Origin of the sequence: Paenibacillus larvae subsp. larvae (genome assembly GCF_002003265.1) — a bacterium.
Lineage (GTDB): Bacteria > Bacillota > Bacilli > Paenibacillales > NBRC-103111 > Paenibacillus_H > Paenibacillus_H larvae.
The window spans coordinates 271,871-286,540 of sequence record NZ_CP019687.1 but is presented as its reverse complement, the minus strand read 5'-3'; the positions used below and the strand labels follow the sequence as shown (position 1 = coordinate 286,540).

General features: G+C 46.2%; 16 protein-coding genes. 5 read left to right on the top strand and 11 right to left on the bottom strand.

Translation table 11 applies throughout. The features are described from left to right. Positions 1-65: 65 nt before the first annotated feature. On the bottom strand, positions 66-1,094 hold the full coding sequence (locus BXP28_RS01535; protein ID WP_158225733.1) for a thermonuclease family protein: 1,029 nt from the start codon (positions 1,092-1,094) through the stop codon (positions 66-68). Between the two features lie 416 nt (positions 1,095-1,510). Here BXP28_RS01535 and BXP28_RS22380 point away from each other — a divergent pair, with 416 nt between their 5' ends. After that, positions 1,511-1,786 (top strand): hypothetical protein, encoded by a 276-nt coding sequence (locus BXP28_RS22380; protein ID WP_042119234.1) that lies wholly within the window; start codon positions 1,511-1,513, stop codon positions 1,784-1,786. Here the strand turns inward: BXP28_RS22380 and BXP28_RS01530 are convergent. From BXP28_RS01530 to malX, 3 genes are all read right to left on the bottom strand, one after another. Beyond that, complete coding sequence (locus tag BXP28_RS01530; protein ID WP_036658213.1) at positions 1,762-2,535, bottom strand: MurR/RpiR family transcriptional regulator; 774 nt, start codon at positions 2,533-2,535, stop codon at positions 1,762-1,764. The genes BXP28_RS22380 and BXP28_RS01530 overlap by 25 nt on opposite strands. A 75-nt stretch (positions 2,536-2,610) precedes the next feature. Then, a complete protein-coding gene (locus BXP28_RS01525) occupies positions 2,611-3,804 on the bottom strand; it encodes a MalY/PatB family protein (RefSeq protein ID WP_023484421.1) in 1,194 nt (397 codons plus the stop codon). A gap of 25 nt (positions 3,805-3,829) precedes the next feature. After that, on the bottom strand, positions 3,830-5,389 hold the full coding sequence (malX, locus tag BXP28_RS01520; protein ID WP_036658210.1) for a maltose/glucose-specific PTS transporter subunit IIBC: 1,560 nt from the start codon (positions 5,387-5,389) through the stop codon (positions 3,830-3,832). 765 nt (positions 5,390-6,154) lie between these two features. On the opposite strand from malX, the gene BXP28_RS01515 reads away from it, so the two are divergent. Next, positions 6,155-6,403 carry a hypothetical protein gene (locus BXP28_RS01515; protein ID WP_024094951.1) on the top strand — a complete coding sequence of 83 codons (249 nt, stop codon included), beginning with the start codon at positions 6,155-6,157 and terminating at the stop codon, positions 6,401-6,403. 6 nt (positions 6,404-6,409) lie between these two features. Then, a complete protein-coding gene (locus BXP28_RS01510) occupies positions 6,410-6,673 on the top strand; it encodes a hypothetical protein (protein WP_036658206.1) in 264 nt (87 codons plus the stop codon). Between the two features lie 183 nt (positions 6,674-6,856). On the opposite strand, the gene BXP28_RS01505 is transcribed toward BXP28_RS01510, so the two are convergent. Further along, positions 6,857-7,876 carry an alpha/beta hydrolase gene (locus BXP28_RS01505; protein ID WP_309557451.1) on the bottom strand — a complete coding sequence of 340 codons (1,020 nt, stop codon included), beginning with the start codon at positions 7,874-7,876 and terminating at the stop codon, positions 6,857-6,859. 103 nt (positions 7,877-7,979) lie between these two features. On the opposite strand from BXP28_RS01505, the gene BXP28_RS01500 reads away from it, so the two are divergent. After that, positions 7,980-8,594: a DUF3298 and DUF4163 domain-containing protein gene (locus tag BXP28_RS01500; protein ID WP_023484418.1), complete on the top strand. Its 615-nt coding sequence runs from the start codon at positions 7,980-7,982 to the stop codon at positions 8,592-8,594. Between the two features lie 222 nt (positions 8,595-8,816). On the opposite strand, the gene BXP28_RS01495 is transcribed toward BXP28_RS01500, so the two are convergent. The 4 genes from BXP28_RS01495 to BXP28_RS22375 all read right to left on the bottom strand — a co-directional run bounded on the left by BXP28_RS01495 (position 8,817) and on the right by BXP28_RS22375 (position 11,381). Then, positions 8,817-10,007, bottom strand: a complete 1,191-nt coding sequence (locus BXP28_RS01495) for a CynX/NimT family MFS transporter (protein WP_036658526.1) — start codon at positions 10,005-10,007, stop codon at positions 8,817-8,819. Positions 10,008-10,042: 35 nt separating this feature from the next. Next, the gene (locus tag BXP28_RS01490; RefSeq protein ID WP_023484416.1) at positions 10,043-10,732 is read right to left on the bottom strand and encodes a FadR/GntR family transcriptional regulator; all 690 of its coding nucleotides are present in this window, start codon (positions 10,730-10,732) and stop codon (positions 10,043-10,045) included. A 199-nt stretch (positions 10,733-10,931) separates the two neighbouring features. Further along, positions 10,932-11,222 carry a hypothetical protein gene (locus BXP28_RS01485; RefSeq protein ID WP_024095072.1) on the bottom strand — a complete coding sequence of 97 codons (291 nt, stop codon included), beginning with the start codon at positions 11,220-11,222 and terminating at the stop codon, positions 10,932-10,934. Between the two features lie 15 nt (positions 11,223-11,237). Further along, the gene (locus BXP28_RS22375; protein ID WP_155116244.1) at positions 11,238-11,381 is read right to left on the bottom strand and encodes a hypothetical protein; all 144 of its coding nucleotides are present in this window, start codon (positions 11,379-11,381) and stop codon (positions 11,238-11,240) included. A gap of 307 nt (positions 11,382-11,688) precedes the next feature. Between BXP28_RS22375 and BXP28_RS01480 the strand changes: the two genes are divergently transcribed. Continuing rightward, complete coding sequence (locus BXP28_RS01480; RefSeq protein WP_023484415.1) at positions 11,689-12,117, top strand: lysoplasmalogenase family protein; 429 nt, start codon at positions 11,689-11,691, stop codon at positions 12,115-12,117. On the opposite strand, the gene BXP28_RS01475 is transcribed toward BXP28_RS01480, so the two are convergent. Both BXP28_RS01475 and BXP28_RS01470 read right to left on the bottom strand, forming a co-directional pair. Then, positions 12,112-12,876 carry an HAD family hydrolase gene (locus tag BXP28_RS01475; RefSeq protein WP_036658524.1) on the bottom strand — a complete coding sequence of 255 codons (765 nt, stop codon included), beginning with the start codon at positions 12,874-12,876 and terminating at the stop codon, positions 12,112-12,114. The two genes, BXP28_RS01480 and BXP28_RS01475, sit on opposite strands and share 6 nt — an antisense overlap. A 251-nt stretch (positions 12,877-13,127) precedes the next feature. After that, positions 13,128-14,351 (bottom strand): IS256 family transposase, encoded by a 1,224-nt coding sequence (locus BXP28_RS01470; protein ID WP_023483236.1) that lies wholly within the window; start codon positions 14,349-14,351, stop codon positions 13,128-13,130. Between the last annotated feature and the right edge of the window lie 319 nt (positions 14,352-14,670).

Here is a 14,670-nt window from a genome sequence, read left to right as displayed (position 1 = left end):
AGTGTCCTTTTTACGGGTCACAGTTCAGTGTATGGAAGGTTGGGTTCTATTATTACGCAGTATCCCTAATTTTTGGATTTGCGGTAACCAGCTGCCTGGGCTTCCTTCTCAGAACAGAACATGACCACGTTTTTCTTCGTTTTATTATAATGCGCTCCTCCAGGTACGTGGTAAATCATGGAGTTCCGGTTCCCTTTAATAGTAGGGTTGGAACAGGATGCACTCCCTTCGGAAGTAGAAGGAGAGGGTTTAGGCGCAGACTGTGATGCCTCCTTTTTGGGGGAAGTCTGCCCGGACGGTTTTGTTTCTGGCTTGGCCTGCTCTTTCTTCGCCGGTTGTTCCTTTACCGCCTGGGGTTCCGGTTCTTTTGCCGCAGTTAGAATTTCATAATTATACCCGCTTTCCGTCACAAAATTCGCAATTCCCCAGATTCCGTGTGAACTGCTTTTTGCTGTTTCCTCAGTCCTTTTTAAATCTTCTATATACTTGGCATCGGACGGATAATCCGTCATTCGGGCCAACCCTTGGTCGAGCAGCATTTGATTAAAGAGATTTTCGCCAAGATGTATAAAAGCGAGCCTACGTCCCTGACTATCCTTTTGATCGTTAACGAATTCAATCTGTACATCCTGATCCAGCAGCTTTTGTCTTGCAAAATCCAGTGCCTCAGTTGCCAGCGGAGTATCTGACAGCCCTTCCTTCTGCTCAGGTGTTTCCACAAGGTAAAGTCTTACTTTCTCCTCTTTTCCATCTATTTGAACCACCGGAGAGTTTACATCGGAAACATTTACTACTTTCGCAGCCAGCCGTTCGGGAATAGGCGTCGGCTGAACGGATACAGTCGGGGATGGACTCGGCTCTGGTGCCGAGGGAGTTGGAACGGGTGCAGCCTGTCTGGGCTGTTCAGGAGCGTTTATCATTCCTCCCCATATGATTAGAACAAATACAGCAAATCCTAAAGGAACATAATGCCTTTTTGTTTTATCCGCTTCCCCTTTATATTTCCGGTACAGACTAAAACTCCAATAGCCTAGCGCACAAGCAAGAACAAGCATAACATGATTCCCTATTAAAAGTCCCCCCAATATAAGCAATAAAATTCCTCCAAGAAAATATCCTGCATATTTCCTTTTTTTTGTTCCACACCGCATTTCATTCCCTTTCTTTTAAAATGATTTTAATAAGCCACTTGCTTATGTATATATTTTCCACATTTATGTCTTTTCTCCTTCTGTTTTTAGAAAACGGTTCCGGTTTTTATACTTGGTACCGTTTTCCCCACAAATGGGTTTCCCGGACATATTTACTTTCGTCCAATTCCCTATATAATATTTTTGCATATATGCGGGGCTTTTCTGCTCCGTTTTAGAACAGACAGAGCAGCTAGAGTGCAGAGAGTGGCAGAGAGTCATGGTGGTCATGAACATTTTTATCTTTATCGGTATAGCAGCGGCAGGCATTTCCGGCGCTTTAATCGAAATCAAAAAAAACTGGATATTTTCGGTGTGATTTGTCTGCCGATTTTGACTTCGCTCGGTGGGGGGATCATCCGGAAGTACTGCTTGGCCACTTTCCTCCTGTTTCCTTTGTGGAATCTTCCTATTTTCTGGCCAGTGCCCTAGCCGCTTTGTTTACCTGCTTGTTCTACAAGCAGACCGACAAATTAAAAACGATTATTATGCTGTTCGATGCGGTCGGACTCGGGGTGTTTACGGCTATCGAGCCAACAGCGCGATTGTTGCCGGGATGGAGGAGCCCTTTCTATTTTTTCACCTGTTCCAGGTAAGCCAGAATAATGGCATCCAGTATCATAATAAAAGGGAACCTGGAACACATATCCAATTCGCCATAATAACAATGTTCAATGCCCACACGAAAAGAAAGGTCCGCCATCTCCTGAAGCCTATTAGGTTCGTTTCCGGTAATGGCAATCGTTTTCACTTTCCTTACCAGCAATATATGGGCAAACTCTTTGATGTAAACCGTTTCCCCGCTAAATGACACCAGTATCGCCGTATCCTTGGGACCAAGGCTTGCCGCCGCACATCTCAGCTCATCCCAGTCTTCCCGGGCGCTGCACATCTTCCCTGCGAACATAAGCTTCTTGGCAGCATCCAGACAAGGGGCAAATGAGCTGCCTACACCGAAAAACTCTACATCAATGCTTTTATAAATCCACTCTGCTGCCTGCTTCATTTTATCCTGATCCGCCAGCGCAAGGGTATGTTCCATCTCACGGCGGAACCTGTCTAAATGAGCGGACAGGAAAGAACCCGGGGAACCGGACGGCACCACGGGTTTATCCTTCACTACATGCTGTTCCAAAGCAAATTTCATATCCTGAAATCCGCGGAAACCTAGCTGCCGGCAAGTTCTGCTTATGGTAGCCGTAGACACGTATAATCGCTTGGACAACTCGTCCAGTTTCAGTCCTGCCACGGTTTCCGGGTTGCGTATAATATAATCAAACACTTGTTTCTCAAGCTGACTCAGTTTGTCTCTTCTCTGGACCATTCGTTTCAATAATGTCTGCATGTTCTGCTTTCACTCCATGTTCATCGGCGCTTTTTACTTCACATTATAGTCATTATACGCCAAAAAGCCCAGCTATCACCGGGAACAACCTTTTAGCTCATCAACTGCCTTTTTCAGTCTCCTGAGTCCTTCCTGTACCTTCACTCTCGGACAACCAACATTCATTCGCAAAAATCCCCGGCCTGCCTCGCCATAGACTTCTCCCCGCATAATTGCCACCTTAGCCTTATGAACAAGCGCTTCCTGAAGTTCCTCACTGCTAAAGCCAAGGTCTGATACGTCTATCCAGGCCAGGTAGGTGGATTCCGGCAAAGTGAAAGACAGATCAGGCAGATGCTGGCGGAGAAACTGTTCTACCATCCGCAAATTATGATACAGATAAGCCCTCAGTTGATCAGCCCATTCCTCACAGGCCGAATAAGCCCGTATCGTCGCCAGCATTCCGAAAATACTGGCACTGGACAAGCCATCCTGATTCTTGAGCTGAAGCAGAAATTTCTCACGGACAGACGGGTTCGGAATGAACGCATAAGAACCTCCAAGCCCGGGAGTATTGAACGTTTTGCTTGCTGAAGTGCACAAACAAACATGATCCGTACTTTCCGCGGCTTTTACAACAGGAATATGAGACCCGGGTCCATGAACAATGTCCATGTGAATCTCATCTGAAACGACAAATACACGATGGGCCCGGCACAGGTCCAGCATCCGCGCAAGCTCTTCCTGGGACCATACCCTCCCAGTCGGATTGTGCGGGCTGCAGAGCAGAAACAGCTTGGCCTTCGGATCGGCCAGTTTCCGTTCCAAGTCGTCAAAATCAATGGTATAGCGGCCCTGCTCAATCTTCAGATCATTGCAGGACATATTCCTTCCGTTATCCTGGATCACCTTAAAGAACGCATCATAGGCCGGTGTTTGTATAACGATATGGTCCCCCGGATCCGTTAATTGATGGATCAGCCTGGACACAGTGTAAATAACCGACGGGCTGTAAACAATCCAATCAGCCTGGACGGTGCAGGCAAAACGCCGGCGGAACCAATATTGGATGGCTGATTTGAATTCCATATGGTTCCACCTTGTGTAACCGAAAACTCCATGATGCAAGCGTTCCTCAAGAGCCTGTATAATTTCCGGAGGAGAGCGAAAATCCATGTCCGAAATCGAAAAAGGCAGCAGGTCCTTTTCCCCGAAACGGTCTTCAATATAGTCCCATTGGGTACAAAACATGCCTTTCCGGTTTACCACTTTATCAAAAATTGTTTTCATTATCTATCCACTTCCCTAATCCGGCTTACATCAATTTATCGATTTGTGATTTCAATATATTTACCTGCGGGCCGATAATCACTTGAACGTTATGCTCATCCAGCACGACCACTCCCAGAGCACCGTATTCCTTCAGTTTTTCCTGGTTCACCTTGGACATATCATGAACCACAAGGCGCAGACGGGTAATACAGTTGTCCAGCGTATCGATATTTTCTTTGCCTCCTAAGGCATCCAGTACTCTTTGCGCATTATAATCTTTCAATTTCCCGCCTGGGGAATCCTCTTCTTCGGCTCCCTCTTTTTTCTCTTCACGTCCTGGTGTTTTTAGGTTAAAAGCCATTATGGCATAGCGGAAAACGAAATAATATACGATGAACCAGACAGCTCCTACAACCGGAACGAGATACCATTTCGTATTCAATCCCTGTAGTACTCCAAAAATAAGGAAATCCAGGAGACCGCCATCCGTGTTCCCTATAGTCACACCAAGCAGGGCCATCGTCATAAAGCCCAAACCGGTCAATACAACATGAACCAAATACAGGGCAGGAGCCACAAAGAGGAACAAGAACTCAATCGGCTCTGTGATACCGGTAATCAGGGTAGCAAATACGCCCGATAGAAGCAGCCCCTTGATTTTCTTGCGGTTTTCAGGACGGGCCGTGTGATAGATAGCCAAAGCTACAGCAGGCAGCCCGAACATAAACGTGGGCATTTTCCCTTGGGCAAGAAAGGCTGTCGCAGATGGGCTAATCGGAAGTCCCTGCTGTAATTGGGCATAGAATATATTCAAAGCCCCAGATACTGTCTCCCCGTTCACAAACTCAGTACCGCCAGCTTCTGTAAAGCGGATCATAGCCACCAAAATATGATGGAGCCCAAAAGGAAGCAGCAGCCGCTCTCCCGAACCAAACAGCATAGGTCCGAATGCTCCGGCTTTCTGAATCAGGTTGCCGATTCCGGCTATAGCCATTGCAAAGATCGGCCAAATCATCGGTAAGAGTATTCCGATAACGGATAAGACAAGCGTAGTGACAATAGGAACAAACCGGGCACCGCCAAAGAAGGCAAAAGCATCCGGAAGCTTGATGGCATAGAACCGGTTGTGCAGTAAGTAAACTACAATTCCGACCAGTATTCCTCCCAGCACACCCATCTCAATGGTCTGAATCCCCATAACCATACTCTGGCCGGATTGCTGCAAATTCCCGGCTTCGGCCAAAGTGCCGGTTTCCTGCAGATAGAAGTGAATCGACAGGTGCATAATGACATAGCCGACAAATCCAGAGAAAGCGGCTACCCCTTTTTCATACTTAACCAACCCGAGCGGAATAGCCATCGCAAACAGGATCGGCAAGTAGGTAAAAGCAAATCCTCCGATAGTTGACATAAAGCGGAAGATTATCTGTAAGACAGGATTGCCTAAAAAAGGGACCGTCTCAATCGTAGCAGGACTGGAAAACGAACTGCCAATCCCCAGTACAAGCCCCATAAAAGCCAGCAGGGCAACCGGAAGCATGAACGTTTTGCCTAACCCTTGAAAAAACTCCCACATTTTGGACTTCAAAGATTTATTTTGCATGGAGTACTCTCCCCTTTCTCTATCAGTTCTATCTTTACCATAACGGATTCCTTTCACTCATTTAAAGCGTTTTCAACTTCTTTGTATGTGCGTACAAATTCTGAAAGACAAGACAATAGCAAAGAAAAATACTTACTTATCTTCCCATTAAAAAAACCGGTCCAGACTAAAAGTCTTGAACCGGTTTACCCATTAAAAATAACATTGGTTAAATCAATTTCACAACTTGGATTTGCATCTGAGTGGTATTATGAAATTGATTCGATTAATAAACGGAATCCTTCATTATATATCCATTTCTAAAAACCGCTATGAAATGATTCCTGTCTGCTTCATTTAAGTCCATACCATAAAAATCAAACCCATGACGACAAACAGGTAGACAAAAATAAGGACGGCAATCCACTTTTCTCCTTCCATACTTTCAACCTCATCCCGTTTATCCCGGAGTAACTGTTGTATAAAAATCGTTTTCCGGTTAGACGGCCTTTCTGCATATTTCTAGTATTTATAATCATTATAAAGCTTAATACTTAAAAATACATTTTCAAAAATATGTAAAAAACAGAACTTGCACCTCACCACCTTATAGCGTAACCTTAATGATAGCCGACTGCTCTTGTTTCTGATTCTTTGATTCTGGTGAATAGGAAGTATATAACGTCCGTTGCCTTTTATTCATGTATAATGTATGCTAATAAATTCCAATATAGCAGGAATACTATATTGCAACCATTATATTAGCGTGAGAAAGGAGTTTATCTTATGTCTACCCGCGACGATATCGAAAAACGAATACAGGATGCACTGGAGGAAAGCGACATCCGGGAGAAAAAACCGGAAGAAACCGCTGTACGTAAGCTGCCCCCGAAATACGAAATCAGGCAGATGGTCACCTTGGATCCTATTGTGGAGGAAACCCGACGCGTACGGAAGATTGCGCAGGAAGTGGACGGCCGTTATGATAAATATATGGAAAGAGCCCAAAGAGCCGAGAAGTCAGATGAAGGGTGATGAAACATGATTCATATCTTGGACGCAATAATGAGACATAGTGAGGAAAACGGCTATGCAGGACAAACTCACTTTGAAGTCACCGGTCACAAAAAACCTTATGAGATTACACTGTTCAGCAAAAAGGGAGAGGACTGGGAGTACAGTCTGCATTTCCTCCATGAGCCCGGAAGCGAGGAAGAGATTCTCGCATTGGAAGATGAGCTGGAAGAAAATGATGAGCTTTTCGGACAGCTTGTAGAAGCAGCTATGAAGAAAGTTAAGGAATAACCGGCAGTTAGCGGTAACCGCGCCTGACTTATCCTGCTTGAACGCGTGAAAAGGGAACTGTCGCATAAGTATTCGCATGAATGGACAACCCCAAATTTTATATGAGAAAACCTCCAAATCCACTAACAAAGTGGAAATGGAGGTTCTTTTTTTTCCTGAAATTGAACTTCGGGCATGATCATACTAGTTTGCATACTTCTGTACAAATGCGGTAACCCGACCCAGGTATCCCTCAGGATCTTTTTGCAAACACTCCCCGTGTCCCGCACCAGGTACCAGGAACAGTTCCTTGTCATTCCTGCAGCCTTCATAGAGAGGATAGATCATGCTTGTAGGAACAAACTTGTCCTCATCCCCCTGGATAAAGAGTATCGGCAGCCTTGACTTTTTGACCTGATCGAGAGCGGATGCTTCACGGAAGAAATAGCCTGCTTTGATCCTGGTAACCAGACTGGTAGCCGGAATAAGAGGAAATGCGGGAAGTTTATACATCTCTTTAAGGTGATAGGTAAGAATGTCCGTCACTGAAGAATAAGGGCAATCCGCCACTACAGCCTTAACCTGATCCGGAAGTTTCTCCCCGCTTGTCATAAGGACAGTGGCGCCTCCCATGGATACCCCGTGAAGAACAATCTCTACATCCGAACCCATTCGCTGCAAAATCCAGTCGAGCCATGCAACATAATCCAGCCGGTCATGCCAGCCAAACCCGATATAATCTCCCTCGCTTTGACCGTGTCCCCGATTATCCGGCATCAATACATTCCAACCTAGTTTATCAAAATAGATACGGGCATAGGCGGTCATTTCTTTTCCCTGTCCTGTATATCCATGAGCCAGAAGAGCCACCTTATTCGTCGGATGAAACGCCGGAAACCAGTAGCCATAAAGGGTTAATCCGTCAAAAGAGGTAATCTTGACCTCTTCGCAAGGATGGTCCTCCAACCACTGCTGCCTCATCCGTTCTCTTGCCTGCCAGTTATCCGATTGCTTAAGATTGGGGTTATTTGCCAAAAACTCCTTCGGTGTCCGTTGTATCGCTACTCTATAAAAGTACAAACTGATTATTGTCAAAACCGCTAATGCAAGTACGACTAGGATTATCATCCCCACCAGGATCTTCATCTTTCTATAGTTCCTCTCTATTTTTTCTATCGTAAAGAATAGACCCGCCGCCCAGAAGTTGTCAATTATTTTGCTCACTTATTATTCCTTAAATCATAAGAAATCATAAGTCCGGCAATTTATCATTGGAAGAGCGCATAGGCTAAGAAGAGAACCTTCGCGATGCGAGGAGGATGATGACATGAAAGTTTCTTTTCCTTTACCTGTTCAGACCATACGTTTTCAGGCAGAGGGAGTCCGGGTCTATGCTCCTGCCGTTTCCGGTTTAACCGATTCCAATGTACAAAATAAAATAAATCAAACTATTGAAATGCAGACAAAAACATTGATGAATGAACAGGGCTATCCTAAACAGGCTTCCAACCTGGAAATGACGGGAAGCTATGAGATCAAAACAAATCAAAGGGCGGTACTAAGCCTATGTCTCAGAAATTACGCCTACATCCAAGGACATGCTCACGGACTCACGATTATTCGCTCCCTGACTGCTAATACGGCAACAGGCCGGTTTTATTTACTTCATGAACTGTTTAAACCGGGAAGCGAATATGTAACTAAAATATCCGAATTGATCAGGATACAGATCAAGGAAAGGGAATTGCCGCTGCTCGAACCTTTCGCCGGCATTTGGCCTGACCAGGAGTTTTATATCTCTGACAAAGCACTCGTCATTTATTTTCAGGCATACGAGATTACCCCTTATTATGTTGGTTTGCCCATGTTCCCTATCCCGGTCTATACCTTGCACAATTTGATTGAGGAAAAAAGCCCCCTTGGTGCCATGCTTGCTGAATAAAAATTGAGGGTGTCCAGAATAAACGGCACCGGGCTTTTCATCAGCCCGATGCCGTATTCCATCCTCCCTCTTCCTTTAAGGAAAGTCCATCCTTCCGCAATCTCGTAATATCTCTGGCTCGACGGACCTTCCAGTAACCAGGCAGCATTTTCTCCATCGCACCGGATAGTATCCACGAACAGCAGAAGTAAAATCTTTTCTGCTGATAAGTAGGGCTTAAGTTTACAGGCTGCTGTAAGTAACGCTGTCTTTCTTTTTGGCCCCAAGCACGTAACGGTTTCGTCCCGCACCGAGTCCGGCCGTTACCATAACGATAAGCACTCCGGTCAGGACCAGGATAGGCCAAAGCCAGGAATGCGTGTGATCAAATATAAATCCGATCAGGATTGGGCCTGCTGCTGCAAGCAAATAGCCGACCGACTGGGCCATTCCGGACAGAGCGGCCGCCTGTCTGGCATTTGCGGACCTAAGTCCAAGCAGAGTAAGGGACAGACTGATACTGGCTCCCTGGCCTATACCGATAAATACAATGCAAATAGACAAAATAACGAGGCTGCCTTCGGCCAGAAGACCGGCTATGCCGATGAAGTAAAGAATGCCGATTCCGGCTACAATTCCTCTTTGATCGCGAAAGCGTTCAGCCAGCACCGGGGCAAGGAAAGTGGCCGGCAGTCCGGCAAACTGTGTAACCGACAACATCCATCCTGCCGTGGAGCCGCTCATGCCGTAACTGTGGAGAATCTCCGGCATCCAGGCAATGAAGGAGTAAAACAGGAAGGATTGCAGTCCCATGAAGACAGTAACCTGCCAGGCTATTCCGGAAAACCAGAGCCGGATTTCAGCCTGCGGCAATTCTTTGGCGTGAGGCTGTTTCTCTCTGCTCCTGAGCTGCGGTAACCAGATAACAGCGGCAAGTAAAGCCGGGATGGTCCAGAATAATAGCGAGTTGTCCCATCCCAAATGAAGTCCGGTCGCCAGCGGGATACTAATGCCTGAAGCCAGTGCGGCAAAGACGTTCATGGCTGTCGAATACATGCTGGTCATAATTCCCATTTTTTTGGGGTACTTTTGCTTGACCAGACTCGGCAGAAGTACATTACCGATAGCAATGCCAACACCGACCATCGACGTTCCACCAAATAACGCAGCCGTCCAACCGGCTGAGCGGATCAGGATACCGGCCATTAGAATCAGCAATCCCGCAAACACCGTCCACTCATTCCCAAACCTGCTTCCAAGTTTCGGGGCAAGTAGGGAAAATATCGCGAAAGAGATCAGCGGCAGGGTCGTTATTAATCCCGCAGCGCCGTTGGATATCCCGAGATTGTTTCGGATGGAACCGACAAGGGGACCCACTGACGTAATGGCCGGGCGCAAATTAAACGCAATGAACATAATCCCAACTAAAAACATGGACTTTCTGGTAAATGAACGGCCTTCCAATCAGGTTACCCCCTCTTACTATTGAGCCCCCATTCTTGCTGAATGACTTCAATTATCTGCGAGGCAGCTATCTCTGCTTCAGTTTTGTTCTTATCGCGGATTGCCTCAAAGAGGCGGCGGTGGGTCTGAATATGTTCCTCCGCCACTTCGGCATTATCCACTACACTGCTAATGGTCATACGCAAATGATCGTACATGTATTTATACAGTTCGATCAGAATAGTATTATGAGCAGCTTCGGCAATGGCCATATGAAATTTCAGGTCGGCCTGAACGAAATTTTGTCTCGCTCTGGCCTGCTTATTTCTTTGTTCCAGCCAATTTCCAATCTTCTTAACATCCTCTTCTGTCCTTCTTAAAGCAGCCAACCGGGCTATTTCCCTTTCCAGCAAATAACGGACTTCCAGAATCTCACCCACGTCCGAACCTCTCAGCCTGCGAAACATCGCTGCCTCGAAGCTGTTGGAGGCTGTCACATATGTGCCGTCCCCTTGTCTTGCTTCAAGCATGCCATTATGAATCAATGCCTGTACCGCTTCACGGATTGTATTGCGGCTTACTCCCAGTAATTCCACTAACTCCGGCTCGGGAGGAATTTTCGTACCAACCTGCCATGTGCCTGTTTCAATCAAAGTTTCAAATTGGGCTGCTATCTGTTTCGATAAAGAAGTCCGGACCGCTTTTTTTATTTCCATGGAAATGTGAAACCTCCGAACATAGGATGATTGGATCAATAAAATGTTAGCATTTTAAGATAAAAATAACAACACATTAAACAAAAGTAATTATTTTTAAAATTCATCTGTTTTAAGTACGCCAATATAAGTTTGAAGCAGGACCTAAGAAAGGTGCCTGCTTCAATGTTTAGAAACCTGCCTCATTGAACGCTACTTGTCAATTACCTTTCTGCAAATGGATTCCCGGATATTTGTTGGATATGGTCTCGCAGCTGGAATTCAAATTTCCTTTCAAGTGTCTATCCAAAAAGCATAGGGATGCCTCGTTCACGATCCGGTTATTCTGCTTTACATCAGGACTAATCCGGGCAAGCAATGGCGAATACAGAGGGAAATCCGTAAAGTTCAAATGTCCTGCTCTCTCGATATCATATTCGCCATTTGGATTGAAATAGTACAACGCTTCGGGTAATCCAAGCAAATCCCGGACAATTTCCATCATCAGCATAAGTAGATTTGTCCACTATATCGATAGTGATAACTCCATTAACTCCGGACGAAATGGAAGGGTGATGCTGGGCCCGCTGAATACCCACTGCTCAGATGTATCGCTGATACGGCTTATTTCAAATTTGGGCCGAAGACATTCTTTTATTGATTTCTCCATGTCAGGCGGCGTCTCCTCCGGAAAGCGATCACTTCCTGGAAGAAATAGGAAATGGACCGTGCAGTTGACAATCTGTACATGAAATATCATGAAACAGACCGGTTTCACGCATATATTTGGGATAAAAACCCATAATAGGCCTTGCCATCTATAAAGCCGTACAAGACAGTCCGGGTAGTAAGCGCTTCCCCAAACTGAATTGTATGGGCTTCAGCGCTCTGCTTGCCGCCGGTATGACCTTCTCGTTCATAGGGGATTTATCGATGGCCGGATTTTTGCCATGGCGCCATAATCTCATCGGAGGGGCATGCTGTCGTTCGGCATTGCCCACGTCTGTTATCTGGCCTCGTTTGCCGGAATTGCAGGCACAAAAGGCATCGCTATTATGAACACCGATTTGATCGCCGGCGCCGTCCTGCTTGTTGTTACCCAGACATGGATTTGGCGCACGATCCTGCGCGTTCCCACCCACCCCCGGGCCGTTGTGAACGGTGCTTTCGCCTACGGGCTGCTCGTAGGTTCGACAGCCGTAGCCGCAGCCGGTTTATGGCAAGCAACAGCGGGCCATTGGTGGCTTCCTCTTGCGGGCGGTCTCCTGTTCGTTCTGTCCGACTTCTTCATCGGGTGGTCGGATATCGGCGGACGGCGAATGAACAATCCCCATCTATGGATATGGGTTACCTACGGGCTGGCCCAGGCTTGCATTGTGTATTCGCCTCTCATTCACGATTTATAATTCGGCTGATAGAGAAAGTTCATGATAATGGCCTGCAATAATATCGGCATCACGAAGTGCATCCCGTGCTTCCGGGCCGGAGGCGATTCCGACAGTAAGTGCCACGCCTCCCCGTTTCCCCATTTGCATGTCCCCGTTGGCGTCTCCAATCATAACCGTCTGTGACGGAACAAGACCCAGGCGGGCACAGGCCTCCCCGACCATTTCAGGATGGGGCTTGCCGTGTTTTACTTGATCGTCTCCGATTATATGCTCAAAATAATCGCGAATATTCATCCATTCCAAATGTTTGACAGCCGATGCAGTATGATCCGAAGTAACGACAGCAAGCTTAAGCCCCTGTGCACGGCATTGCCCCAGAAATTCGGGCAACCCATGTATCGGCTTCGCTCCCCTCTGTTCTTCCACATGCGCATCAGCCGCTTGGAAAAAACGGCGGGCCAGCATCAGAGAATCATTCCAGGAATGACCTTCATAATATAACCGCCAGGCGATAATCGCCCCCATTTCTTCCGGGGAGGCCATCATAAGCGGCCCTTTGGGGTTATGGGAGACAATATTTCCCTTGTCATCACTCACCGTTCCCAGCAAATCATCCAGCGAAATCGAACTCTCTGAAGATACATATCCGGCCAGTGAATCGCACACGGATTGGGCCCATTCGCCCCACAAGCTCATAAAATCCAAAAGTGTCCCGTCCTTATCGAACAAAATACCTTCAATCCTGACCTTCCGGTCACCTGCCAACAAGTATGCCATGCCTGCCTCCTTTAAATCGGTTTCTTTTTTCCTGCTGATTTTCTTCTCTATACTACGGGCCTTTCCCTTCCTTGCTATCCAGCCTTTCAACGAAAAATCCGAAAGCCATGATGGATGAAATCCATTTTTTTCCTTAAAACTACTAAGCCGCACTTTGATCACTTTTTATTTTTTTATACACTAACATACATATAGATACTAATAACGGATCAAGTCCAAATTTGTGTGTAAATTCCCTCAGCTAGACTGTGCTACATAATGCGAGTCACTTTGGCATCGGACTTTGGCCGATCCTTCCGCCATTCCATGTACTCGGTCATGTCGAGATATTTCTTGCCGGCTGCCCATTTTTCATCCTGTTCCATCAATAGAGCACCAATAAGACGAATCACGGATTCACGGTTTGGGAAGATGCGAATGACACGTTCCCGGCGTCTAACCTCTTCGTTGAGACGCTCAACGCTATTTGTCGTGCGCAGCCGTTTTCGGTAACGCTCTGGCAGCATTAAGACGGCGGTAGCATCGTCAAATCCGCTTTCCAGCACGCCCATCGCCTTACCCGCCTTATCTTCATAAGCCGCTAAGGTCTGTTTTAATAAAAACCTTGCCGTTCCAGTATCAGGAGCATCTAGAATCGACCGTAGACGGCCATGGATCTCATCCTTCAAGGCTTTGGGTGAGGCTTCTAATACATTTCGCGTGAAGTGAGTCTGGCATCGCTGCCATGTTACCCCTTGCAGCTGCTGCCGTACCGCGCGTACAAGGCCGCCATGATCGTCGGAGGTAATGAGATCCACACCTCGTAATCCACGTCCTTTTAGAGAGCTGAAAAACTCACTCCAGCTTGCTTCAGATTCTGTGTCACCCAGCATCAGGCCAAGGACTTCACGATAGCCCTCGGTGTTTACACCAATGGCAATCATGATGCCTCGTGAGCGTACACGACCGTCTTCACGGACCTTGAGATACATCGCATCTACGAGAACAAACGGAAAGAGGCTGTCTGCCAGGCTTCGATTATTCCAAGCAGTTACGATGGGATCCAGCCGCTTACAAAGGTCTGAAACAGTGGATTTAGAAAACTCGGTTCCGCAGAGTTCTTCGGTTACTTGCGAGACTTTACGCGTAGAGACGCCGTTTACGACCATTTCCATCATCGCTAAGATTAACGCTTGTTCACTTCTCTGGTAACGACTAAAGAGCTCTGTCGTGAACTTCCCACCACGGATGCGCGGAACACTTAGTGTAATGGTTCCCACCCGCGTATGCAGCCCATGTGGATACGATCCATTCCGGTACGCTTTTCGATTCTCTGTTCGTTCATAACGATCTGCTTCCACTTGTTCACTCACCTGTGCTTGTAAGACTTGGTTCAGTACAGACTCGAGCAGCTTGGCTACACCCGCATCCTGAGAATTTCCCAAAAATAGTTGATGCAAAAGCTGCGAATCTACGTTAATCTGGTATTGAGCCATTTCATAACACCTCGTATATTTAGAATTTTGTGTCCCAACATTATTCTAACTGAGGGCTATGAATATGGCTCCTTTCATTTTTTGGAACCTAGCTTTTTACACAATTATACGGACTCAACTCCCGTGTACGCCATTAGACAACCAACAAATAATATAATCTTTTTAATAGAGGCATCTTCTTGAAAAAAGGCCATATTTCCAATGAAGATTGTTTGTATAAAAAATATAAAAGTGAAAAATAATAAAAATTTATTCTGCCTCATTTCATCAACCACCCTTTTTTAATATTAAGAAATTAAAATTATTATAATTTAAGGTG